Below are 22069 nucleotides of genomic sequence, written 5' to 3' on the forward strand. Positions count from 1 at the left end.
ACTAATAATACTACTAACTTTATACTCAATTTTCAAGTATTATTTTTATCCTGTTTCACATTTTTATAAAATTAAAATCCAAAACAAAAAATAGCCAACATTGCTGATCTAACAACAATATTGGCATATTTTTTGTCAATTATAATACTAGTGAATAACTTGTTATGCTTTAAATAAGCATAAGTTTTGCATAATCATGGGCATTTAAAAGTATATATTTTTATAGTAGTTATTTAAAATTGTTTCACTACTTTGCTCTTTCAGCATTTAATTCAGCCATTTTGATCATAACATCAACAGCCTTGTACATTGATTCAAGAACAGTATATTCGTAGCGACCATGCATGTTTTCTTCACCTGCAAAAATGTTAGGACAAGGAAGACCCATGTAAGTCAATTGTGAACCATCTGTACCACCACGAACTGGATCTTCGTTGATTTCAAGACCTTCAGCCTTATATGCATCCCTAGCCAAATCAACAATATCCATGTGCTTCTTCAATTCATCAGCCATGTTGTAGTATTGGTCCCACATCTTCAACTTAATGCGTTCAGTACCAAATTCAGCGTTCATCTTGTCAACGATTGACTTAACCAAATTCTTACGTTCTTCAAGACCATCACGTTCAAAGTCACGGATGATGTAATCAAGGTGTGCATTATCAACAGTACCGTTGAAGCTCATCAAGTGGAAGAAACCTTCTCGACCATCAGTATGTTCTGGACGATCATGTTCTGGCAATTGATTATGGAAATCAATCCCTACCTGAACAGCATTAATCATTTGACCTTTAGCTACAGCTGGGTGAACGTTAACTCCTTGAATATCAAGACTAAATTGCGCTGCTGAGAAAGTACCCCAGTCAAGTTTACCAGGTGCTTCACCATCAACAGTAAAGGCAAAATCTGCACCGAAGTCTTTGACATCAAAGTGTTCTGCACCAGTACCGATTTCTTCATCAGGAGTGAAGGCTAAACGAATCTTACCGTGTTTTACTTCTGGATGGTTCATCAAGTATTCCGCAAAAGTCATTAATTCAGAAACACCACATTTGTCGTCCCCACCAAGCAAGGTATCACCTGAAGCAGTAATGATAGTTTGACCCTTATAGTTCTTCAAGTGTGGGAAAACCTTTGGATCAAGATAAAATTCCGAATCGCCTAATTGAATCTTGCTTTCACCATCATAATTTTCATGAATTTGTGGCTTAACATTTTCTGAATTGAAGTCAGCTGTATCACTGTGTGCTAAAAAGCCCATTACAGGTACGTCGTAATCAACGTTTGAAGGAATTTCAGCAATTACGCTACCAGCTTTTTGATTATAGTGAACGTCACTAAGACCTAATTCTTCAAGGTCTTTCATAATGACATTCTTTTGGAAGTTTTCTTCTCTTTCAGTTGAAGGAAAACGATCTGAATGTTCATCTGAACGTGAATTTACTTTTACATACTTTAAAAATCTTGGCAACAAGTTTGGGTATTCCATTTATTATATCCTCTTTCTATTAAAATAAATCTTGAAATGGATTTGTTGAAACTTCAGAAAGCTCAACGCCAACATTCCAATTATTCTCTTCGTTCCATTTCTTGAGACGATCATATACCTTATATTTAAACAATTTTTCAGTATAATGACCAGGATCAACTACTGTTAAACCGGATGAAATCATATCATGACCGACGTGATAATAAACGTCACCTGTAATAAAGGCATCCAAATTATCATCTAAGGCTCTAGTCCAGTATTTACCACCATCACCACAGATAAAGCCAACAGTGGAAATTTTTTTGTCGTTATCCGCAGTAATCAATCTGGCCATCTTGATCTTCATTTTGTCTTTAACATAATAAGCAAAATCATAAGCTGACATCGTCTTAGGTAGTTTACCCTTTCGTCCCATTGCAATGCCATCATCATCTAAGCAAAATGGTTCAACATCTTTTAAGCCTAATTCTTCAGCTTGCCAATCAGCTGAGCCATTTTGTGCCTTATCAGAATTTGTGTGAATTGAATAAACGGTAATGCCATTTTTGATGATCTCGCCATACATTGCATTTTGTGCGTTGGCAAAATCTAAATTACGTGCAGGTCTAAACATTACAGGGTGGTGGCTGACAATAAAGTTAACACCCTTTTTTACAGCTTCTTCGACAACTTGAGGACGTACATCCAAAGTCGTCATTACCTTAGTAACATCGGCATCCATTGAACCGATTTGCATCCCCGCAGGATCGCCTTTAGAAGCAATGTCCTCTGGAAAATCTTGTCTTAAACGTTCAACAATCTCTTTGACTTTAGTCATCGCTTAGCTCCTCCTTAATCAACTGAATATTATGTTCAACCTCATTAATACGGTCTTCGTCTTTATTTCGCGCCTTGTTCAAATTCTTTAGCAATTTTTCATTGTAAGCCAATTGCCCTTGCCATTTTTGATAAAAGACGGAGTTCTTTTCACGTACAATGAATGGACCAAAGAAAATATCTTTTTCGGTTAAATCATGTTTATTAGCCGTCAAACGTGCCTTAATTAATTCATAGGTGTGGCCGGCTTCTGCTATCAATTTTTCTGCTACAATTTCATAATTGTGCATCATTAACCAATTACGCACGCCAGCTTCACCGATATTAGGTTCAAGCACTAAATTTTTAAATTGAAAGTCTTTACTCCAAGCCGTATCCAAAATATCAACCATCAATTTTCCACCCATACCAGCGATTACTACAGTATCTACTTGATCTTGATGAGTAATAGTTTCTAGTCCATTGCCTAAACGCGTTTCAATTTGATCGCTTAATCCAGCTTCCGAAATATCGTTTTTAGCATTTTCAAGCGGTCCTTCAGCAACATCACTTGCAATCGCATATTTTATTTTTCCTGATCTAACTAACTCAATTGGCAAATAAGCATGGTCAGTACCAATATCGGCAACTTTACTGTCGGGATCGACCATTTTTGCCAGCGTATTTAATCTTAAGTTCATTTAATCCTCCATAAAGAGTATGTTTAATCAAATTTTAGCATATTTAGTAGTTGTTTTTAGTCATGTTTTGCTATAATCGTACAAAGAAAGTGGGTTTTTGCATTGAAAAGAACTGAGACAGTAACTTTAACTAACATGTGCATGATCAAAAATGGAGATAAAATTCTAGTTTTGGACCGCAACGATCCAGTTTGGCCAGGCCTTACCTTCCCCGGTGGTCACGTTGAACCACATGAGTCTTTTAATGATTCTGTTGTTCGAGAGATCAAAGAAGAAACCGGACTGACCATTTCTCATCCCCAATTTGTTGGAGTAAAGCAGTTCTATGATAAAAATCATGAACGCTATTTAGTCTTTTTCTATGTTGCCGATGAATTTAAGGGGACAGTCAAGGCATCAGACGAAGGGACTTTAACTTGGATGACTAAAGAAGAGCTGCAGCAACATAAGCTAGCTTATAATTTTGATCATGATTTACCTGTATTTTTCAATCCTAATGTTAGTGAACATATGCTTGATGGAAAACGAGATGAACTTTTTTAGATGAAAAAAACAGAAAGCAAAGTATCGCTTTTTATTGCATTAATTGCAATTATTATTTTTGCTTCGGTACCGCTTTGGCACATTGATTTAAATGCCAATAGACCTCATACTCAAGTCGTAAAAAAGAAAAAGCCTAAAAAGAAGAAAAAAGTAGTTCATAAGGTTACCTGGGGTTATCCTTTTAAACGCCTTTACGAAAAGAAAATAAAATTTAAATCAGGCCAAAAATTCGGTGAAACTGACGTAATTAGACGTTACTACCCTACTAAGAGTTACTTCCACGATGGTTACGACTTCGGCTTCAGCGAAGTAGGACACTCCACTGTTTATGCCGTGCATGCTGGGACAATTCATAAAGTTAAGTATGCTCCAGGCCTTGGCTTATATGTTTGGGTGATTTCTGATGATGGCTATGTAGAAATCTATCAAGAAGGTTTTCTCAGCATCACAGATATTTACGTAAAGAAGGGCCAAAAGATTAAGTTAGGCCAAAAGATCGGTCGCTTAACCGGTTCTCACATCCACTTAGGAATAACTAAGACAGACAAGAAATACATTGATAAACATGGTGTACCATGTCGCTACTACTGGAAAGACAATGGTACTTGGCTCAACCCAATGAAGATCATTGAAGATGATATCGCTAAAGAAAAAGTCAGCAAACAATAAAGCAAATCAAAAAAAGACGTTAAGCATTTGCTTAACGTCTTTTTCATAGAACTAGATATTAATCCATAAAGTCACGCAATTGATTTGAACGACTTGGGTGACGAAGCTTTCTTAAAGCCTTAGCTTCAATCTGACGAATACGTTCACGAGTTACGCCAAATACCTTACCTACTTCTTCCAAAGTACGAGTACGGCCATCATCAAGACCAAAACGCAAACGTAAAACATTTTCTTCACGGTCAGTCAAAGTTTCAAGTACTTGTCCAAGTTGTTCCTTTAACATTTCGTATGAAGCATGTTGTTCTGGACTAGTTGCATCCTTATCTTCAATGAAGTCACCTAAGTGTGAATCATCCTCTTCACCAATAGGAGTTTCAAGAGAAACCGGTTCTTGAGCGATCTTAAGAATATCACGAACCTTATTGGTTGGCATATTCATTTCAGCACCAATTTCTTCTGGAGTTGGTTCACGACCTAAGTCTTGTAACAATTGACGTTGAATTCTAATCAACTTGTTGATCGTTTCAACCATGTGGACAGGAATTCTGATAGTACGTGCTTGGTCGGCAATAGCACGGGTAATAGCCTGTCTAATCCACCAAGTTGCATAAGTAGAGAACTTAAAGCCAAGACGATAATCGAACTTGTCAACGGCCTTCATCAGACCCATGTTCCCTTCTTGAATCAAGTCAAGGAATGACATACCACGACCAACATAACGCTTAGCGATAGAAACAACTAAACGAAGGTTAGCTTCAGCTAATTCTTGCTTTGCTTCTTCATCGCCAGCTTCAATTCTCTTGGCAAGAGCGATTTCTTGGTCTGCAGTAAGAAGTGGCACACGTCCGATTTCCTTCAAATACATCCGTACTGGGTCATTCATTCGAACGCTTGAAGGTGCTGACATATCCTTTAATTCAGCCTTTTCAACATCCTTTTGCTTCTTTAAGGCTAACTTTGAAGGATCGCCATTTTCATCAACAATACTGATACCATTATCTTCAAACTCTTGTACAAGTTGGTCAACAGCCTTGCCTTGCAAATTATAAGGCTTAATCAGACGAGCAGTGAAGTCCTTTTCAGTAATTGTCTTTTCCTTCTTAACGTCCTTAACGACTTGCTTTACCACCTTGTCCAAAGATGGTTTTTGTGTAGTTTCTCTTTCTGCCACTAAAAAGCCTCCTTATTAACCTAAGACCCTTTTCAACTCAATAATCTTTTGAGTAAGTCTCAAACATTCGTCTCGATCTTGTTTGCGCATTGCATCCTGTAATTGATTGTTAAGCTCATTCAGCCGGGAATAAATGTTGCGCTTTTGAAGCGATTGGACATACTCATTAATCTCTTGAATTGTAAAATCTTTTGGCATGTTTGCCATTTCAGCATCTACTATTATACCTTGAAGTTGCTCAGGAATAAAATCTAAGAAACCATCAATTTGCGGATTATCGTGTGTTTCTTTGTATTTAATCCATAATTGTGCTAATTCTTCAAAGTCTTTATCTGGAAAATGGAAATTTCCCTCCTGTAGATATTTTTGTGCCTGCTGTGAATGAATAAATAAGTATAATAATCTAACTTGCCTTGGGTGTCGTTGCCCTGCTGTTTGTTGGATCGTAGCAGTCGCTGCTGATTCAAAAGAAGGCTGCATCTCATCCGTGCTAGGAGTCGGAGCAGAATAATTAGACTGCTGACGCATATGACTTTTAGCACGATTATTTCTACGTAATTCTCTAGCTAAATTTGCTTTTAACGAAGCAGATGACACCTGTGCGTTGCGTGCAAGCTGTTCAATATACATGTCCCGTTCAACCGGGTTTCTAACTTGCGCGATCTCTTTGACTGCTTCATCCAAATAAGTAATCTTTTCTCGATCATTGTTAAGATTGTACTTTTTAGCTAATCTTTCAAGGAAAAATTCAGTTGGAGTCTTAGCACCATTTACCTCATTTTGGTATTTTTCGGCGCCATATTTTTTAACATACTCATCCGGATCCAAATTATCGGGCAAAACAACGATTCCTAGGTTGAAATTGCCTGCCTTGTTAAACATTCTTGCGGCACGTTCTTCCGCATGAATACCAGGTGGATCTCCATCGTAGTTGATAATAATATTAGAGGTTACCCGCCGTAACAAATAAATTTGATCATCTGTCAAACTAGTACCCATCGAAGCAATGCCTGAGCTAATGCCTGCCTTGTAAGCAGCTATTACATCCATGTATCCTTCGTAAAGAATAAGGTGCTGCTCACTTCTTGCTGCTTTCTTTGCTTCCGCAAAGTGAAACAGAACTTTAGACTTGGTAAAGATACTTGTCTCAGGACTGTTCATATATTTAGCTTCAGTTTTATCGTCAGAGATTCTCCGCCCTGAAAAGCCAATCGTTCGACCATTTTCATTATCCAAAGGAAACATTAGTCGATCACGAAAACGGTCAAATAAGCGTCCATCTTTGCTTTCGACAAATAAGCCACTTTTTTGCAGCTCATCATCTTGATAGCCTTTGCCACGCAGATAAGTAATCAAAACATTATCTTCTTTGGGAGCATAACCAATATTAAAATGATCTAACACCTTTTGATCCAGTTGCCGCTTTTGAGCATACTGCATCCCTCTTTCACCAGCTTTAGTGGTAAGCAATACACGGTGATAAAATTCTGCTGCATCCTTATGCATCCGCATAAGTGGATTCATCTTGCTTCCATCATTATTGCCATATCCTTGTGGCATCGCGATATGAGCAAATTCTGCAACCCGCTCTACGCTTTCTGGGAAAGTCAGATTATCCTTATACATTAAGAATTTAAAAACGTTGCCGCCTTTACCACAGCCAAAACATTTGAAGAACTGTTTTTCTTCATTAACCGTAAAAGAAGGTGTTTTTTCTTGATGAAAAGGGCAAAGACCAATATAGTCTTTGCCTTTCTTTTCAAGTGACACGTATTGGCTGATGATATCTACAATATTAACGTTACTGCGGACCTCATTGATGAATTCTTCTGGAATCCGTCCAGCCATATGAATCACCTTTTCTATCTATTTTTATTATTTAATGACTAACTTACTCAAGTCACCTAAACGATCAGCTAATTCACTAACAGCAAATAATTGTGCTAAACGGTTGTCCTTAACCTTTTCATCCTTAGCCATGATCATATTAGCATCGAAGTATTGGTCAATAATTGGTTGAAGTTGAACGAAGCCTTGGTAAAGGTCAGCCAAACTTTCAACCTTTTGCAAGTTTTCAACACCAGCATAAAGTTCTTTTTCACTGTTGTCGTCGAATAAGCTTTCATCGATTTCAACATTACCCTTGAACTTAGCTTTCTTCAAGATGTTGTCAATTCTAGTCAAACTTTCAACTACTGGCTTAAATTCTTCATCATCGTGGTGAAGTTGCAATACATTAGCAGCTGCCAAAATTTGACTTGGGTCTTGTTGACTTGATGCAAGGACAGCATCAACGATATCGTACTTGAAGTTGTTCTTTTGCAAGTATTGCTTTACACGATCACGAATAAAGTCAGCGATTTCTTGGTCTGCATCACCCTTAGGAAGTTTAGCTGGGGTTACACCATTAAGCATGTTAATGATTTCTGGCAATACTTCGTTAAATGGAAGTGACCACTTTTCGTTAAGCAAAATTCTAACAATACCGTAAGCGTAACGACGAAGTGCGTATGGGTCGTTTGATGAAGTAGGAATCATACCTGCACCGAAGAAGGTTACGATAGTATCAATCTTATCTGCAATAGACAAAAGTGAACCTACAGTAGTTTCTGGAAGTGGACCTTCAGCAGTTGCTGGCATGTAGTGTTCCTTAATAGCTACAGAAACTTCTTCGTCTTCACCTGCAAGACGAGCATAGTGCATACCCATGACACCTTGAAGTTCAGCGAATTCCCCTACCATTTGAGTTACTAAGTCAAACTTGTAAAGTTCACTAGCACGGTCGAAGTCCTTTACTACGTTTTCTGGTAAGTCCCAACGCTTAGCAAGATAATCACCGATCATGCGTACACGTTGCATCTTTTCAGCCATTGAACCAATCTTGTCGTGAAATGAAACATTCTTAAGACGATCAACAAAGTGGCTAAGTGGGTATTTACGGTCTTCATCGTAGAAGAATTGAGCATCGTCCAAACGAGCTACCAATACCTTTTCGTTACCTGAAATAACGTTATCTAAGTAATCCTTGTTACCGTTTCTTACAGCGATAAAGTGGTTAATTAACTTGCCATTTTCGTCGTAAACTTCAAAGTATCTTTGGTTATCCTTCATTGAAGTAATTAATACTTCGTCTGGGATGTTTAAGTACTTTTCATCGAATGAACCAGCAAAAACAGTTGGGTATTCAACTAAGTAGGTAACTTCTTCAAGAAGATCACGATCAGGTTTTACTTGCCAATGATTTTCCTTAACCAATTCATTCATTTGGTTAACGATCATATCTTTACGCTCTTCAGCGTTAGCAATTACGTATTGATCCTTCAATGCATCTTCATAGTCATCTGCATTAGCCAATACTACTGAATCACCTAAGAAACGGTGACCTTGAGTCTTACGGCCAGCAGTAATATCCAAGATCTTAACTGGAACTACGTCACTACCAAATAATGATACAAGCCAGTGGATTGGCCGAACGAATTCAAAGTCGTTTGAATCCCATCTCATCTTGGTTGGGAAGGTCATAGCCTTGATGATATCACTCATACCAAGCAAAATATCAGTAGCCTTTTTACCTTCTTTTTGAACGTGAACATAAGCGTATTCAGTACCCTTAAGTTCTTCAAAGTAGATGTCATCAGTAGTCATACCTTGGCCACGAGCAAAACCTTGTGCAGCCTTAGTCCAGTTACCATCAGCATCTTGAGCAATCTTCTTAGCAGGACCTTTTTTTACTTCATCAATATCGTCTTGCTTTTCAGCTAAGTCTTCAACCAAGACAGTCAAACGACGTGGTGTAGCAAAAGTCTTGATGTCCTTAAACTTAAGACCGTTTTCTTTCAAAAACTTTCTAGTTCTGTCAGCCAATTGCTTTACGCTGCGTGGTACAACATGGGCTGGCATTTCTTCAGTACCGATTTCAAATAAATAATCTTTAGCCATTTTCTACCCCAGCTTTCTTGTCTTCTGCACTCTTAAGCAATGGGAAGCCACGCTTTTCACGTTCTTCGACAAACTTAACAGCTACTTCATGAGCTAAGTTTCTAATTCTTGATAAGTATCCAGCACGTTCAGTTACTGAAACAGCACCGCGAGCATCAAGCAAGTTGAAAGTATGTGAACACTTCAAAATGTAATCATACGCTGGGTGTACAAGGTTTTGACCAAGAAGACGCTTAGCAGTTGTTTCATAAATATCAAAGAACTTAAGAAGTTGTTCTTGATCCGATTCTTCAAATGCATATTTTGAATGTTCATATTCTGGTTGCTTAAAGATATCACGGTAAAGAACGCCGTTACCCCATTCAAGGTCAAAGACTGAGTTTACATCTTGAATGTATGAAGCAAGTCTTTCAACACCGTAAGTGATTTCGCTCATAGTTGGCTTAACGTCTAATTCACCAACTACTTGGAAGTATGTAAATTGACTAACTTCCATACCGTCAAGCCATACTTCCCAACCAACACCGGCACAACCCATTGATGGGTTTGCCCAGTTGTCTTCTACGAAACGAATATCGTGTTCCAAAGGATCAATACCTAAAACCTTCAAACTGTCCAAGTAGTATTGTTGAATATCCTTTGGAGCTGGCTTGATAACAACTTGGAACTGGTGGTGTTGGAATAACCGGTTAGGGTTTTCACCATAACGACCATCTGCAGGTCTTCTTGAAGGCTCTACATAGCAAGCTGCCCATGGTTCAGGACCAACTGCACGAAGAAAAGTGTAAGGACTCATCGTACCTGCACCTTTTTCAACATCGTAAGAAGGCATAATCATACAACCTTTGGAGGACCAGAATTGTTCCAGCTTAAAGATCATATTTTGAATGTTTAATTTCTTATCTGCCATTTTCCTTAATTCTCCTCCTGCGCTAGGCCATAAAAAAAGCCTATGCAAAATTTTGCATAGGGACGAAATATATCGCGGTTCCACCCTAATTCAGGAAGTGTTCTTCCTGCACTTAATTGAGCTTTGACTAGAGGGGCCTTTTCCTAGGTACCCTTACACCAAACGGTACTCGCTTAACTAGTACTTTTCTAATCCTCATCATCGCCAAATACGTACATATTTTAACACATGAATTAGGTTTAAACCAGATATTTACTAACTAAAAAAGTTTTAATTCATCTAAGAATTTTTTGGTTTTTAAATTCAAATCGATCGTCTCACGGTAGATGCGATCAATCGCTTTTCTAGTAGCCTTTTTTGTTTCTTCATTAATTTTAATTGTGCCAAGACGATCTGTAAGAAGCAGGCCGATTGTTCTTAAAACGGCGGTTTCTTTTGGTTTTAAATGCATGCGACTATTTACTACACCAAAATGGTCGCTACAAACAACACCGCCTAATTTAATTGAATAATCGAAAATACCTTTTTCTTTACCACAAATTACGCAATGACGAAGCTCGGGCTCAACGCCATAAGCTCCAAGCATTTTCATTTGCACAATTTGCGTGATCATCTCGCTATCAACGCCTTCATTGATTTTTTTCAGGGCAAAAAGAGCTAAGTCATAATACTTGCCAATTGGCTGATATTCGACAAAAGCATGATCAATTAAGTCAAAAATAAAAGAAGCATAAGCATTCTTCGTTAGATCTTGGTATAACCCATCGAATTGCTTTACTTCTTTATACGTGCGTAGATTGCTCAAACCATGACCACTTGTGTAAATAACATAAGTTCCCATTGAGAAGTTAAGCGTTGCAGCACTTAAACGTGACTTTGGCCGCAAGGCTCCCTTCACAATCAAGGTAATTATTCCATCTTGTTTAGTCATGATTTTCGCTAATAAATCTGCTTCTTTATATTTTTGTCTCTTGAAAATAATACCCTGAACTTCTTTAAGTTCGCGTACCATTAACTAAGTTCCTTCTTATCGTAGCCAATTTGTTTCAAAAAGCTTGGATCTGAGCGCCAGTTGTGTTGGACTTTAACCCAGAGACGCAAATTAACCCTTTCTCCCAATAAATCTTCAATTTCCTTACGAGAGTTAATACCAATTTGCTTGAGCATCTTACCACCTTTACCTATGATAATGCCCTTTTGTCCATCTCTTTCAACATAAATGGTTGCTTCAATCACCAACTTGCCATTTTGGTGTTTATTCATTCGATCAACGGCAACCGCGGTAGCGTGCGGTACTTCTTGCGAAGTAAGTCGTAAGATCTGTTCACGAATAAGTTCAGCGACGACAAAATATTCAGGCCGATCTGTTATCTGGTCAGCACTATAATATTGTGGTCCTTCTGGCAAGTACTTGTTAAGCGTAGCTAATAAGTCTTCAATACCAATGCCTTTAGTAGCAGAAATCGGTAGTATTTCTTTAAAGCCCTCTAGCTTATGGTATGAATCCATAATTGGCAACAACTTGTTAGGGTGAATTTGATCAACCTTATTGATTACTAAAAATACGGGAACTTTTACTTCCTTAAGCAAATCAGCAATGTATTGATCACCTTTACCAATTTCCTCAGGTTCTACCATGAATAAAACTAAATCTACATCATTTAAACTAGAAAGACTAGCTTTATCCATATAGTCGTCAAGTTTTGAATGAGGCTTAAAGATACCTGGTGTATCTACAAAGACGATTTGCATATCATCGGAAGTATAAATGCCTGAGATACGATTTCTCGTGGTCTGAGGCTTATTAGAAGTAATCGCCACTTTTTGGCCAACTAAGTAATTCATCAAAGTTGACTTACCGACATTTGGTCGACCAACTAAGGCAACAAAGCCAGACTTAAACTTTTTTTCTTCCATTATTTACCTCTGCCTTCATCTAATTGATCTGGATATAGTGGTAAGCCGTAGTCTTCAAGCACCTTTCCTTGAATGCCAAACATTTCTTTAGCTTCATCAGGCTTGATATGATCATAGCCATTCAAGTGCAAGAAGCCGTGAACTACAGTATAACCAAATTCTCGGTCAAACCCAGTGCCATATTCCTTGCTATGACGTTTGATGACACTTGGACACATAAACAAATCCCCGATATCTTCTTGAAAATCAGGATCATCCCCAAAGGCAGCTAAGTCAATTGAATCCTCACCATCTTCAATTGCAAAAGAAATGACATCTGTTGGACGATCTTTATCACGATACTTCAAGTTAATTTCGTGACTACGATCTTCGTCAACAAAGTTAATACTCATTTCTAAGTTATTATCTTTGCCAATTTCTTTCTTAGCTAAAAGCAAAAGCTTCATAATCCAGTCTTGCCAGTCGCGTTTTTTATCATCTAAAAAACCAACTTCATCATTATAGGTAATATCAATTGGATCCATTTTTAGTGTTTAGCGTCCTCTTTTTCATAAGCAGTAATAATTTTGGCAACTATAGGGTGACGAACAACATCCTGTGCAGAAAAGTTGATGAATTTGATTTGGTCGATGTTCTTCAAAATTCGTCTAGCATCGATTAAACCGCTATGCTGTCGTCCCGGCAAATCGACTTGAGTCATATCTCCGTTTACGACCATCTTGGAGTTAAAACCAAGACGTGTCAAAAACATCTTCATTTGTGCATCAGTAGTGTTTTGGGCTTCATCAAGAATTACAAACGCGTCATCAAGCGTACGTCCACGCATATAAGCAAGTGGAGCCACTTCAATTACGCCACGTTCCATTAAGCGGTCAGTAGTATTAGTACCAAGAATAGCGTACAAAGAATCGTAAATTGGTCTCAAATATGGATCAACTTTTTCCTTCAAGTCGCCAGGCAAAAATCCAAGTGATTCACCAGCTTCAACGGCTGGTCTAGTCAAAATTATTCTGGAAACTTCGCCCTTTTTGAATGCAGCAATTGCACAAACAACTGCCAAGAAAGTCTTACCAGTCCCAGCTGGCCCTATTCCAAAGACAACATCGGATTTATCAATGGCCTCGACATAACGCTTTTGACCCATATTTTTCACCCTGACCGGTCTACCTTTAGCATCCCGAATCAAGACTTTCTTATACAGATCCGCAAAGTACTCTGTGGTACCCTTGTCGGCCATCTTCATCGCACTAACCGTATCGGGCGCGCCAACGTTAACGCCGGTATTCACGACACTGTCAAGTGCCTTTAAAACAGCGACGGCTTTCTTTACGTTTGCCTCATCATCCCCTGCAATAACAATGTCATTGCCAGTATCGGTAACGGACAAATCATAGCCTTCAGAAAGAAGCTTCAGATTTCCATCATTAACTCCAACTAATTTTTGAATATTCTCTGCTTTTTGAGGTGTAAAAGTTGTTTGAGCCAAAAAGACCCGCTCCTTCTTGTTACTACTAAACTTAGTTTAGTTGATCACGAACTGCTTGAGACGCAGCCTTACCATCGGCACGTCCCTTGATCTTTGGCATTAAGGCTTTCATAACCTTACCAAAATCAGACTTGCCTTTGGCACCAACTTCATCAATCGTTTCCTTAACAGCAGATTCCAACTCGTCCTTGCTCATTTGTTTAGGCAAGTACTTTTCAACTACTGCTAATTCTTTCTTAGTTTCTTCCACTAAATCATCACGTTTAGCTTTAGCAAACTCTTCGATTGATTCTTCTCTTTGTTTCTTTTCGCGATTAAGAACAGTTAATTCTTCATCTGCATTCAAATCATGTCCCAACTTGATCTTTTCATTCATCAAAGCAGATTTGATCATGCGGACAGTATCAAGAGTTGTCTTATCGTGATTTTTCATGGCTGTTTTCATATCAGTCATGATCTTATCTGACAAACTCAATTTATAATTCCTTCTTTCTATTAAAACCCAATAATATTATAGCAAACTATAAACATAACTATTAAGTTTTCAACGTAATATATTGAAGTTTTTTCTATAAAAAGCAAATATTTTGTTTTATTTCAATAATTTACGTGCGGAAAAAATAAAAACTCAAGGAAAAATCCCCAATGTCATTAAGTTAAAACATTGACGAAGATGGGACCTTAAGAACCGAATCATTTTGATTCGGTTCTTTTTCTACGTAAAATAAAAAGTGAGCAGAGTCTAATTTACTCTTCTGCTCACTTTCGTCATATTATCCGGTCTTTCATAGAAAGCTGTGACTCTTATGAAATCCCTTCACTCAAATATTCTAAAACTGATGGATAATATTATCAATAAAATCGCCACTAATATTCATGCTTTCTCTGTTTCAGATCAGGCCTTTACCCGTTGTCGTAAGCTCAATGTCGTTGATTTGATTAGGCTGATTCTAAACATGGGAGCCGGCAGTTTGAACTCGGAAATTTTTCATGCTTTTCCTAACATAAATTCCAGAATGACCGCTTCGGCTTTCGAACAACAAAAGGCTAAATTAAAACCCGAATGTTTTAAAGAAATCATGGCTGAGCTTAGTCAGGCAAACAATGCACCACAATTACTAGATGACAAATACTTAGTTGTAGCGATTGATGGTTCCGATTTTGATCAGCCTTTTAATCCAAAATCAAAGAATATTTTTCAAGGCAAAGATGGTAGAAAATATTGTCAGATCCATGTAAATGCTCTTTATGATGTTTTGAATAAATTATATTTGGATATGGTCATTCAGCCCAGACAAAAAATGGATGAGCGTGAAGCGGCACTAACAATGTTAAAGAATCTAGATAAACAAGAAAAAGATTTTTTAGTTTTAATGGATCGTGGCTATAGTAGTTTTAATTTGATTGAAACCTGTAATCGGCTAAAGCATTGTCACTATGTTATTCGAACAAAAGCTGGGAATGGCGCTATTAAAGAAATTACCACATTGTCAGGCCATGAATATGATAGTGAGCTTTCCTGTAAAGTAACTGCATCGCATCGCTACTATATAACTCACAAAGATACGGAAAAGTTTCTTCACCTGGTATTCCATAAAAAACATCATTACAAGGCTGTACGCTCAAAAAATACCAAAGATTCACGCTGGGACCATGAAGATATATGCAATGTTAAATTTCGAATTTGTAAGTTTAGAATTAATCCACCAGGTTCAGACGATGAGTGGGAAGTTCTGATCACCAATTTAGACCGGGACAAATACCCACTAGCTAGAATGAAAGAGATCTATCATCTTCGCTGGGGAATAGAAACTTCTTTTAGGGAGCTTAAATATGACTTAAGCGGCGTCCAGTTTCATTCTAAAAAAGATCAATTTGTTTATATGGAGATATACGCCCATTTTGCAATGTATGATGCAGTGAGCTTATCAGTAGCCGCCAGCTCAAAGCCATATGTTAAAAGCAAATATCAATATCAAATAGATTTTAAAATGGCCTGCTGTATTTGGCGACGATACTTTATGATAAGCGATAATTCAGATATAAGCTTTGCACAATTAGTGCTTGATATGGCATCTTATATAACTCCAATTCGACCGGGAAGAAAAGATAAACGTAATTTAAAAGCAAAATTAGTTATCAGTTTTCCTTATCGTTTGGTAGCTTAGATTAATTAAAAAGTGGCTATCCTAGGATGGCTTATTTGTGCTATCAAAAAAAGACATTTACCGAGAAAAGTAATTCGATAAATGTCTCAAAAAATATTGTCAGATTTGTCAATGTCTTAACTTAATGACATTGGAAAAATCCCTGAGTTTCTTCTTATATTCTTCTATTGGATAAAACTAATTTGCGCCGTAGCTTACTCATATCAACATCCAACATTTCTACACATGTCCAGACTAACAAAAACAGAATGATAGCAATTATCAAATAAGCTACTGCTTTCGCCAAAGCTGGATTGCAAAGATTAAATGCCACAAAGGTTCCTGGCAAATTGTATAAATTCAAAAAGATCAATATTAATGAGGAGCTCCAGCCCAATATAGAAATAAAGTAGTTATTAGCAAATTCACCCATTAATTTCTTATTATCGGTCAAAATCAATAATGGAATTATTGTAAACGGTACGGCAAAGGCTAAAAATACCTGTGAGTTTTCCATCAACATATTTAAGACAAAATGCTGTTTGGCAACTGAATCATTTGCAGTTAGTCCTACACAAATGATTACTGGAATCACCGAAAATAAGCGAGTGATCAATCGTCTGGCCACATCGGCATTTTCAAATGAATAAAGCCTTCCATCACTAACTGACCTGTCAAAGTTCCAGTAATTGTTGAGTTTTGACCTGAAGCAAGAAGTGCAATTGCAAATAATGTTGATAAAGCTCCGGTCTTTGCAACATTTATTAATATTGGATTGCTCAACGTAGCCGTATTATTAAGTGCATCATATAAACCAAAGAACGAACTGTCTCGAACAGCCCCACTCTTAAAAACCGCGGCTCCCATTATTAGCAAAAGTGAGTTAATAATAAACGCAATTGTTAACTGAATATTGGAATCAGCCTCAGTATACTTGACCGCTTGACGAATTTCTTCTGGATTATGAGCGTCAATTTTTCTAACCTGACAAATACCTGAATGAAGATAAAAATTATGAGGCATAACCGTTGCACCAATAATTCCTAAGCTTCCTGATAATGGCGAAATACCACCAATAATTGGCGTTTTTGCCAGCATTTTCGATGAAGGTAAAAGACCAACACCAATATTAATCCAATTTGGTCTAGATAGAATTACTTCATATGCAAAAATAAAAAGAATAACAAAAATTAAGCATGATACTAATATTTCAATTTTTCTAAAGCCAATTTTACTTAAAAATAAAAGAAACAGTACGTCCAAAATTGTAATAAGAGTAGCTACAATTAGCGGTATTTTGAATAATAGATTCAAAGCAATTGCAGCCCCAATAACCTCAGCAACATCTGTGGCCATAATTGCAAGTTCAGCAATTAGCCATAAAATTACGCTTAAGAATTTATCAGTATGCAGTCTAATTGCTTGGGCTAAATCAAGCTGTGTTACAATGCTCAGCTTAGCTGACATATTTTGCAAGAGCATGGCCATTAGACTTGATAATAAAATGGTAGAAATTAGCAAAAACTGGAAACTCTGACCACTATTAATCGAAGTAGCCCAGTTATATATCCTACAGCAACTAAAGCCCCCGGTCCCGTATAGGCCAATAAAGTTCGCAAAAGCCCTTTATTTTTAGGCACTTCAACTGAACCGTTGATTTCCGCTAAAGATTTGCCATTAGCATATTTGAAAAGATGATATTGTTTCATTTTTATCACCTTAAATATGAATACCTAAAGTTAATCTAGCAACTCGACTCATCATTTTTGGTGTCCATTTAGGATAGTAGACTAATTTAGTTTCGCACTTTTCTACTCCATCAACTTGCAATGCAGCTTCCTTTATCATTTTCTCTAAAAGCCCAATAATTGGACATCCCATCGTAGTTAAAGTCCAATTAATGTGACAAACATTATGTTCATCAATTTCAACTGAATAGATCAATCCTAAATCAACCAAACTTACGCTTAATTCAGGATCAATTACATTTTTTAAAGCATCATAGACTGCTTTTTCTTTTGGCGACAGACTTTCTTCACCCATTAGCCAATTGCTCCTTCCATTTGGAAACTGATCAAGCGATTAAGTTCTACAGCATATTCCATTGGCAATTGCTTAGTAAAAGGTTCTACAAAGCCCATAATAATCATCTCAGTTGCTTTTCTTTCTGGAATTCCACGACTTTCAAGATAATAAAGTTCTTCATCCGAAATTTTTGAAACTGTTGCTTCATGTTCCATTGCTACATTGGAATTTTCAATTGAATTCGTTGGAATTGTATCTGAAGAAGATTTGGCATCCATAATGATCGTATCGCATTCAACATGAGACTTAGAACCTGAAGAATTCTTACCAAATTTTACGCTACCACGGTAATCAGTTGAACCGCCACATTTAGCAATTGATTTTGAAACGATTGAACTAGACGTATTAGGTGCATTATGAAGCATTCTTGAACCGGAATCTTGGTGAATCCCTTTATGAGCAACAGCAATTGAAAGCATAGTGCCACGTGCGCCTTCTCCATTTAGATAAACACTTGGATATTTCATAGTTACCTTTGCTCCCAAATTACCATCGACCCATTCCATCGTTGCATGACTAGCAGCTGCTGCCTTTTTGGTTTCAAGACTATAAACATTATCCGACCAATTTTGAATAGTTGTATAGCGACAATAAGCATCTTTTAAGACGTTCACTTCAACACCGGCTGCATGAAGAGAATCTGATGAATACTGCGGAGCAGTACATCCCTCAACGTAGTCAAGGCTAGCTCCTTCATCAACGATAATTAAAGTTCTTTCGAATTGCCCTGAATTTTCAGCGTTCAATCTAAAGTAAGCTTGAATTGGAGTTGGTACTTTTACGCCTTTTGGCACATAAATAAAGGACCCACCGGACCATACAGCACAATTTAATGCGGCAAATTTATTATCAGTTGGCTTCACCAATTTGCCAAAGTACTTCTTAAACAATTCAGGATACTTCTTTAAAGCAGTATCAGTGTCAGTAAAGACAATCCCCATTTTATCGAATTGTTCTTTCATATTGTGGTAAACCATTTCTGATTCATACTGCGCACCAGATCCAGCTAGATACTTTCTTTCCGCCTCAGGAACACCCAAGCGTTCAAAAGTTTCCTTAATTTCATCTGGCACATCGTCCCAATCACGATACTTTTTCTTAGTATATTTTTGATAATAAAGCATATCGTCTAAATCCAAATCAGATAAATCTGGACCAAAATCAGGCATTGGCATCTTTTTATATATTTCATAAGCCTTCAGACGATAGTCAAGCATCCACTTAGGCTCATGTTTTTCTGCAGAAATTCTTCTAACAACTTCTTCAGTTAAACCACGACCCGTAGAAAACTCTGGCTGAATATCATCATGAAAACCATACTGGTAGTCTTCATCTTTTACTATATCTTCTGCTTTAGTCATTTTTATCCTTTCTTAAGCAGTGCCTGTTCTAGTGCCCACCAGGAAATCGTGGCACATTTGATTCTGGCAGGAAATTGCATCACTTGTGTTAACACTGCCGCATCGCCTAATTTTTCTATCTCATCAGATGTGTGTTCTTTTCCAATTGCAAGGTCTGAAAAGATTTTCGTAATTTCTAATGCCTCAGAAACGCTTTTATCTTTAACACTTTGAGTCAACATACTAGCCGAAGCCTGACTAATCGTGCATCCCGAACCCGTAAAAGAGACATCAATGATTTTTTCATTCTGCACCTTTACAAAAATATTAACCATATCGCCGCAACTTGGGTTATGGACAGTTTGTATTGCTGTAGCCTCCTTCATCTCTTTTTTATTACGGGGATGACTAGCATGATCAAGAACCAGAGCTTGATAGAAAGTGCGTAAATTATTTAGTCCCATTGAAAAACTCCTCTGTTTCCAAAATACCTGCAATTAATTGATCAATGTCTTCCTTATTATTATAAAAACTAAGGCTAGCTCTTACTGTAGATTCAACACCTAATCTATGCATCAAGGGCTGAGCACAATGATGCCCCGCTCTTACCTCGATCCCTTGCATATCAAGTGCTGTAGCCACATCATGAGGATGAATATTTTTCAAATTAAATGAAAACACCCCTGTATGGTCTTCTTTTGGGCCATAAATAGCGACAAAATCTAATTTCTCTATTTTTTGCATCAAATATTTGCTTAGCACATTTTCATAAGTCTGGATTCTATTCATACCTATTTCATGCAAATAATCGATTGCATAGCCTAAACCAATTGCACCAACTATATTTGGTGTCCCCGCCTCAAACTTTTGCGGCAAATCTGCCCAAGTTGCATCGTATTTGGTAACGTTACTAATCATTTCACCGCCAAAACGATATGGTGTCATTTGATCTAATAATTGCTTTTTACCATACAAAACACCAATACCTGTTGGTGCAAGCATCTTGTATCCGGAAAAAGCATAGAAATCTGCGTCCATCTTTTGAACATCAACTGGAAAATGACTCACGGCTTGTGCACCATCTACTACCACTACAGCTCCAACTTGATGAGCTATCTTAATTACTTCCTCAATAGGATTCATCATTCCTAATATATTAGAAGCATGGGCAATTGCCACAATTTTAGTCTTGGCGGTTATCTTTTTCTTGACATCATCCCAATCCAGAGTCTGACTTTCAGTCAAATCAATATATTTAAGGATGGCACCTTTTCTTTTCGCCAATTGTTGCCATGGTAAGAGATTAGAATGATGCTCCATTATGGTTAACACAATTTCATCCTGTTCATGAATGTTTTGTTCGCCGTAAGTTGCAGCTACCAAGTTCAAACTATCTGTACAACTACTAGTAAAGATTATCTCATTTGCATCAGCCGCATTAATAAAGCTCGCAACTTTCCCTCTGGCCTCTTCATATTGCTTAGTTGCATTAAAGCCTAAAGTGTCAGCACTTCGGTGCACGTTAGCATATGAAGTTTGATAAAAACTGTTGATTTTATGCAAAATTGGCACAGGCATTTGCATGGTAGCGGCATTATCCAGATAAGCTAATCTATTGCCATTAATCTTTTGTTTTAAAATAGGAAAATCATTTCTTATTTTTGTAATAGCTTCTTTGTCCATTAATCAATTTTCTTTCCAAAATCGCGAGCATTCGATCCTTTACTTTTCCCTTAGGAATGGCACCAAGTACTGGATCTAAAAAGCCATGGATAACCATTCTTTCAGCTTGAACGTAAGGAATGCCGCGACTCATTAGATAATTCATCTGAATTGGATCAACCGGGCCAACACTAGCCGCATGCGCTGCAATAACGTCATTTTCATCAATCAACAAAAGTGGGTTAGCATCCCCTTGTGCCGTATCAGACATCATCAAAACACGATTTTGTTGATCAGCTTTTGATCCATGTGCACCGTGAACAATTTGTCCAATTCCGTTAAATATCAATCTAGAATTTTCGAGTAGTACCCCACGTTGATTAATTAAACCAGTTGAATGAGGTCCACGATTAATCACTCGATTGTTAACTGCAACTTTTTGATTGCCAGTCGTAATAGCAATTGCTTTTGAATAAGCATAACTGCCTTCACCTAGAAGTTCTGAAGCTAAATCTCCGACTGTATTACAGTCATTCATAAAAGCAACATTCCATTCAACATGAGCATCTCGAGCCAAATTAGCACGACGATTGAAGTAAAGTGTAGTATTTTCTTCCATTTCATCAAGCGAAGAAAATTCAACGTTGCTTCCAGCCAAAGCCTGAACTTCAATAACTAAATTGGCCAAATTCTTCTCATGACCGATTGTAGACAGGTGCTGGATAAACTTAGCTTTACTATTTTTGCCGACTACAATTACAATGTGTGAAATCAAAGCACTTTTGCTCATGCTATTTTGAGCAAGTTCAATTTCAATCGGTTCCTGCATTTCGACATTATCAGGAATATATAAGAAAAGGCCGTTGTTCATAAAAGCAGTATTATATGCTAGCAATTTATCTTCATTAAAATGAGAAACTGAGTTTAAATATTTTTGCACTAATTCAGGATATTGCTTACTAGCCTCGAATATATCTTGGCAAATGACTTTATTTTCTTCTAACTCTGAATTATCGCTAATTTTTAAAGCAGTTTGTTCTGAAGTCAAATCATTATTAACAATTAGTAGCCAGTCTGAATATTTAAATTGCTGCATTTTAGGTAGTGGCAATTTATCAATTAAATCCCAAGCCTCTAAGCGCTCATTAATTAGCCAATCAGGTTCGTTATATTTTGACCTAAGTTCTTGAAAAGTAATGTTAGAAAACATTTTTA

At 37.3% G+C, this 22069-nt stretch carries 20 protein-coding genes and 1 pseudogene; 3 read left to right on the forward strand and 18 right to left on the reverse strand.

Annotation, left to right across the window (positions count from 1 at the left end):
* Positions 1 to 247: 247 nt before the first annotated feature.
* The 3 genes from pepT to LA20531_RS00800 are packed head-to-tail and all read right to left on the reverse strand — an operon-like array spanning position 248 to position 2985.
* Positions 248 to 1489, reverse strand: coding sequence for a peptidase T (gene pepT / locus LA20531_RS00790; protein WP_056940051.1), 1242 nt, complete (start codon positions 1487 to 1489; stop codon positions 248 to 250).
* Positions 1490 to 1508: 19 nt separating this feature from the next.
* Positions 1509 to 2306, reverse strand: a complete 798-nt coding sequence (locus LA20531_RS00795; RefSeq protein ID WP_056940052.1) for a Nif3-like dinuclear metal center hexameric protein — start codon at positions 2304 to 2306, stop codon at positions 1509 to 1511.
* Entirely contained in the window at positions 2299 to 2985 is a 687-nt protein-coding gene (locus LA20531_RS00800) for a tRNA (adenine(22)-N(1))-methyltransferase (protein ID WP_056940053.1), read from the reverse strand. Before LA20531_RS00800 ends, LA20531_RS00795 begins: the two co-directional genes overlap by 8 nt.
* A gap of 102 nt (positions 2986 to 3087) precedes the next feature.
* On the opposite strand from LA20531_RS00800, the gene LA20531_RS00805 reads away from it, so the two are divergent.
* Together LA20531_RS00805 and LA20531_RS00810 are read left to right on the forward strand one after the other, a co-directional pair.
* Positions 3088 to 3528: an 8-oxo-dGTP diphosphatase gene (locus LA20531_RS00805; RefSeq protein ID WP_056940054.1), complete on the forward strand. Its 441-nt coding sequence runs from the start codon at positions 3088 to 3090 to the stop codon at positions 3526 to 3528.
* Positions 3529 to 4197, forward strand: a complete 669-nt coding sequence (locus LA20531_RS00810) for a M23 family metallopeptidase (protein WP_056940055.1) — start codon at positions 3529 to 3531, stop codon at positions 4195 to 4197. It begins immediately after the preceding gene.
* A gap of 58 nt (positions 4198 to 4255) precedes the next feature.
* Here LA20531_RS00810 and rpoD read toward each other — a convergent pair whose 3' ends face one another.
* The 9 genes from rpoD to LA20531_RS00855 all read right to left on the reverse strand — a co-directional run bounded on the left by rpoD (position 4256) and on the right by LA20531_RS00855 (position 14095).
* Positions 4256 to 5368, reverse strand: coding sequence for an RNA polymerase sigma factor RpoD (gene rpoD / locus LA20531_RS00815; protein ID WP_056940056.1), 1113 nt, complete (start codon positions 5366 to 5368; stop codon positions 4256 to 4258).
* A 15-nt stretch (positions 5369 to 5383) separates the two neighbouring features.
* A complete protein-coding gene (gene dnaG / locus LA20531_RS00820; protein ID WP_056940057.1) occupies positions 5384 to 7216 on the reverse strand; it encodes a DNA primase in 1833 nt (610 codons plus the stop codon).
* Positions 7217 to 7243: 27 nt separating this feature from the next.
* Positions 7244 to 9307 (reverse strand): glycine--tRNA ligase subunit beta, encoded by a 2064-nt coding sequence (gene glyS / locus LA20531_RS00825; protein ID WP_056940058.1) that lies wholly within the window; start codon positions 9305 to 9307, stop codon positions 7244 to 7246.
* The gene (gene glyQ / locus LA20531_RS00830) at positions 9300 to 10217 is read right to left on the reverse strand and encodes a glycine--tRNA ligase subunit alpha (protein ID WP_056940059.1); all 918 of its coding nucleotides are present in this window, start codon (positions 10215 to 10217) and stop codon (positions 9300 to 9302) included. Before glyQ ends, glyS begins: the two co-directional genes overlap by 8 nt.
* A gap of 259 nt (positions 10218 to 10476) precedes the next feature.
* Positions 10477 to 11229 (reverse strand): DNA repair protein RecO, encoded by a 753-nt coding sequence (recO, locus tag LA20531_RS00835; RefSeq protein WP_056940060.1) that lies wholly within the window; start codon positions 11227 to 11229, stop codon positions 10477 to 10479.
* Positions 11229 to 12134 carry a GTPase Era gene (gene era, locus LA20531_RS00840; protein ID WP_056940061.1) on the reverse strand — a complete coding sequence of 302 codons (906 nt, stop codon included), beginning with the start codon at positions 12132 to 12134 and terminating at the stop codon, positions 11229 to 11231. The genes recO and era overlap by 1 nt, the downstream gene beginning before the upstream one ends.
* A complete protein-coding gene (gene ybeY, locus LA20531_RS00845) occupies positions 12134 to 12658 on the reverse strand; it encodes an rRNA maturation RNase YbeY (RefSeq protein WP_056940062.1) in 525 nt (174 codons plus the stop codon). Before ybeY ends, era begins: the two co-directional genes overlap by 1 nt.
* 2 nt (positions 12659 to 12660) lie before the next feature.
* Positions 12661 to 13620 (reverse strand): PhoH family protein, encoded by a 960-nt coding sequence (locus LA20531_RS00850; RefSeq protein ID WP_056940063.1) that lies wholly within the window; start codon positions 13618 to 13620, stop codon positions 12661 to 12663.
* 31 nt (positions 13621 to 13651) lie between these two features.
* Positions 13652 to 14095, reverse strand: a complete 444-nt coding sequence (locus LA20531_RS00855) for a GatB/YqeY domain-containing protein (RefSeq protein ID WP_013642032.1) — start codon at positions 14093 to 14095, stop codon at positions 13652 to 13654.
* A 331-nt stretch (positions 14096 to 14426) separates the two neighbouring features.
* Between LA20531_RS00855 and LA20531_RS00860 the strand changes: the two genes are divergently transcribed.
* On the forward strand, positions 14427 to 15788 hold the full coding sequence (locus LA20531_RS00860; RefSeq protein WP_099202214.1) for an IS4 family transposase: 1362 nt from the start codon (positions 14427 to 14429) through the stop codon (positions 15786 to 15788).
* A gap of 154 nt (positions 15789 to 15942) precedes the next feature.
* On the opposite strand, the pseudogene LA20531_RS00865 reads toward LA20531_RS00860, so the two are convergent.
* The 6 genes and pseudogenes from LA20531_RS00865 to sufD all read right to left on the reverse strand — a co-directional run bounded on the left by LA20531_RS00865 (position 15943) and on the right by sufD (position 22064).
* A pseudogene (locus LA20531_RS00865) lies at positions 15943 to 17476 on the reverse strand (Nramp family divalent metal transporter).
* Positions 17477 to 17486: 10 nt separating this feature from the next.
* Positions 17487 to 17810: a metal-sulfur cluster assembly factor gene (locus LA20531_RS00870; RefSeq protein WP_056940386.1), complete on the reverse strand. Its 324-nt coding sequence runs from the start codon at positions 17808 to 17810 to the stop codon at positions 17487 to 17489.
* A complete protein-coding gene (sufB, locus tag LA20531_RS00875; RefSeq protein ID WP_056940385.1) occupies positions 17810 to 19213 on the reverse strand; it encodes a Fe-S cluster assembly protein SufB in 1404 nt (467 codons plus the stop codon). The genes LA20531_RS00870 and sufB overlap by 1 nt, the downstream gene beginning before the upstream one ends.
* A 2-nt stretch (positions 19214 to 19215) precedes the next feature.
* The gene (sufU, locus tag LA20531_RS00880) at positions 19216 to 19656 is read right to left on the reverse strand and encodes a Fe-S cluster assembly sulfur transfer protein SufU (protein WP_056940384.1); all 441 of its coding nucleotides are present in this window, start codon (positions 19654 to 19656) and stop codon (positions 19216 to 19218) included.
* Complete coding sequence (locus LA20531_RS00885; RefSeq protein ID WP_056940383.1) at positions 19643 to 20875, reverse strand: SufS family cysteine desulfurase; 1233 nt, start codon at positions 20873 to 20875, stop codon at positions 19643 to 19645. The genes sufU and LA20531_RS00885 overlap by 14 nt, the downstream gene beginning before the upstream one ends.
* Positions 20841 to 22064, reverse strand: coding sequence for a Fe-S cluster assembly protein SufD (gene sufD / locus LA20531_RS00890; protein ID WP_056940382.1), 1224 nt, complete (start codon positions 22062 to 22064; stop codon positions 20841 to 20843). The genes LA20531_RS00885 and sufD overlap by 35 nt, the downstream gene beginning before the upstream one ends.
* Positions 22065 to 22069: the final 5 nt, after the last annotated feature.

The sequence above is a fragment of the Lactobacillus amylovorus DSM 20531 genome, from assembly GCF_002706375.1.
Taxonomy (GTDB): Bacteria; Bacillota; Bacilli; order Lactobacillales; family Lactobacillaceae; genus Lactobacillus; species Lactobacillus amylovorus.

Coding starts and splice junctions, on each gene's coding strand:
- pepT (WP_056940051.1), bottom strand. CDS start 1,489: ATGGAATACCCAAACTTGTTGCCAAGATTTTTAAAGTATGTAAAAGTA.
- LA20531_RS00795 (WP_056940052.1), bottom strand. CDS start 2,306: ATGACTAAAGTCAAAGAGATTGTTGAACGTTTAAGACAAGATTTTCCA.
- LA20531_RS00800 (WP_056940053.1), bottom strand. CDS start 2,985: ATGAACTTAAGATTAAATACGCTGGCAAAAATGGTCGATCCCGACAGT.
- LA20531_RS00810 (WP_056940055.1), top strand. CDS start 3,529: ATGAAAAAAACAGAAAGCAAAGTATCGCTTTTTATTGCATTAATTGCA.
- dnaG (WP_056940057.1), bottom strand. CDS start 7,216: ATGGCTGGACGGATTCCAGAAGAATTCATCAATGAGGTCCGCAGTAAC.
- glyS (WP_056940058.1), bottom strand. CDS start 9,307: ATGGCTAAAGATTATTTATTTGAAATCGGTACTGAAGAAATGCCAGCC.
- glyQ (WP_056940059.1), bottom strand. CDS start 10,217: ATGGCAGATAAGAAATTAAACATTCAAAATATGATCTTTAAGCTGGAA.
- recO (WP_056940060.1), bottom strand. CDS start 11,229: ATGGTACGCGAACTTAAAGAAGTTCAGGGTATTATTTTCAAGAGACAA.
- era (WP_056940061.1), bottom strand. CDS start 12,134: ATGGAAGAAAAAAAGTTTAAGTCTGGCTTTGTTGCCTTAGTTGGTCGA.
- ybeY (WP_056940062.1), bottom strand. CDS start 12,658: ATGGATCCAATTGATATTACCTATAATGATGAAGTTGGTTTTTTAGAT.
- LA20531_RS00860 (WP_099202214.1), top strand. CDS start 14,427: ATGAAATCCCTTCACTCAAATATTCTAAAACTGATGGATAATATTATC.
- LA20531_RS00870 (WP_056940386.1), bottom strand. CDS start 17,810: ATGGGTGAAGAAAGTCTGTCGCCAAAAGAAAAAGCAGTCTATGATGCT.
- sufB (WP_056940385.1), bottom strand. CDS start 19,213: ATGACTAAAGCAGAAGATATAGTAAAAGATGAAGACTACCAGTATGGT.
- sufU (WP_056940384.1), bottom strand. CDS start 19,656: ATGGGACTAAATAATTTACGCACTTTCTATCAAGCTCTGGTTCTTGAT.
- LA20531_RS00885 (WP_056940383.1), bottom strand. CDS start 20,875: ATGGACAAAGAAGCTATTACAAAAATAAGAAATGATTTTCCTATTTTA.
- sufD (WP_056940382.1), bottom strand. CDS start 22,064: ATGTTTTCTAACATTACTTTTCAAGAACTTAGGTCAAAATATAACGAA.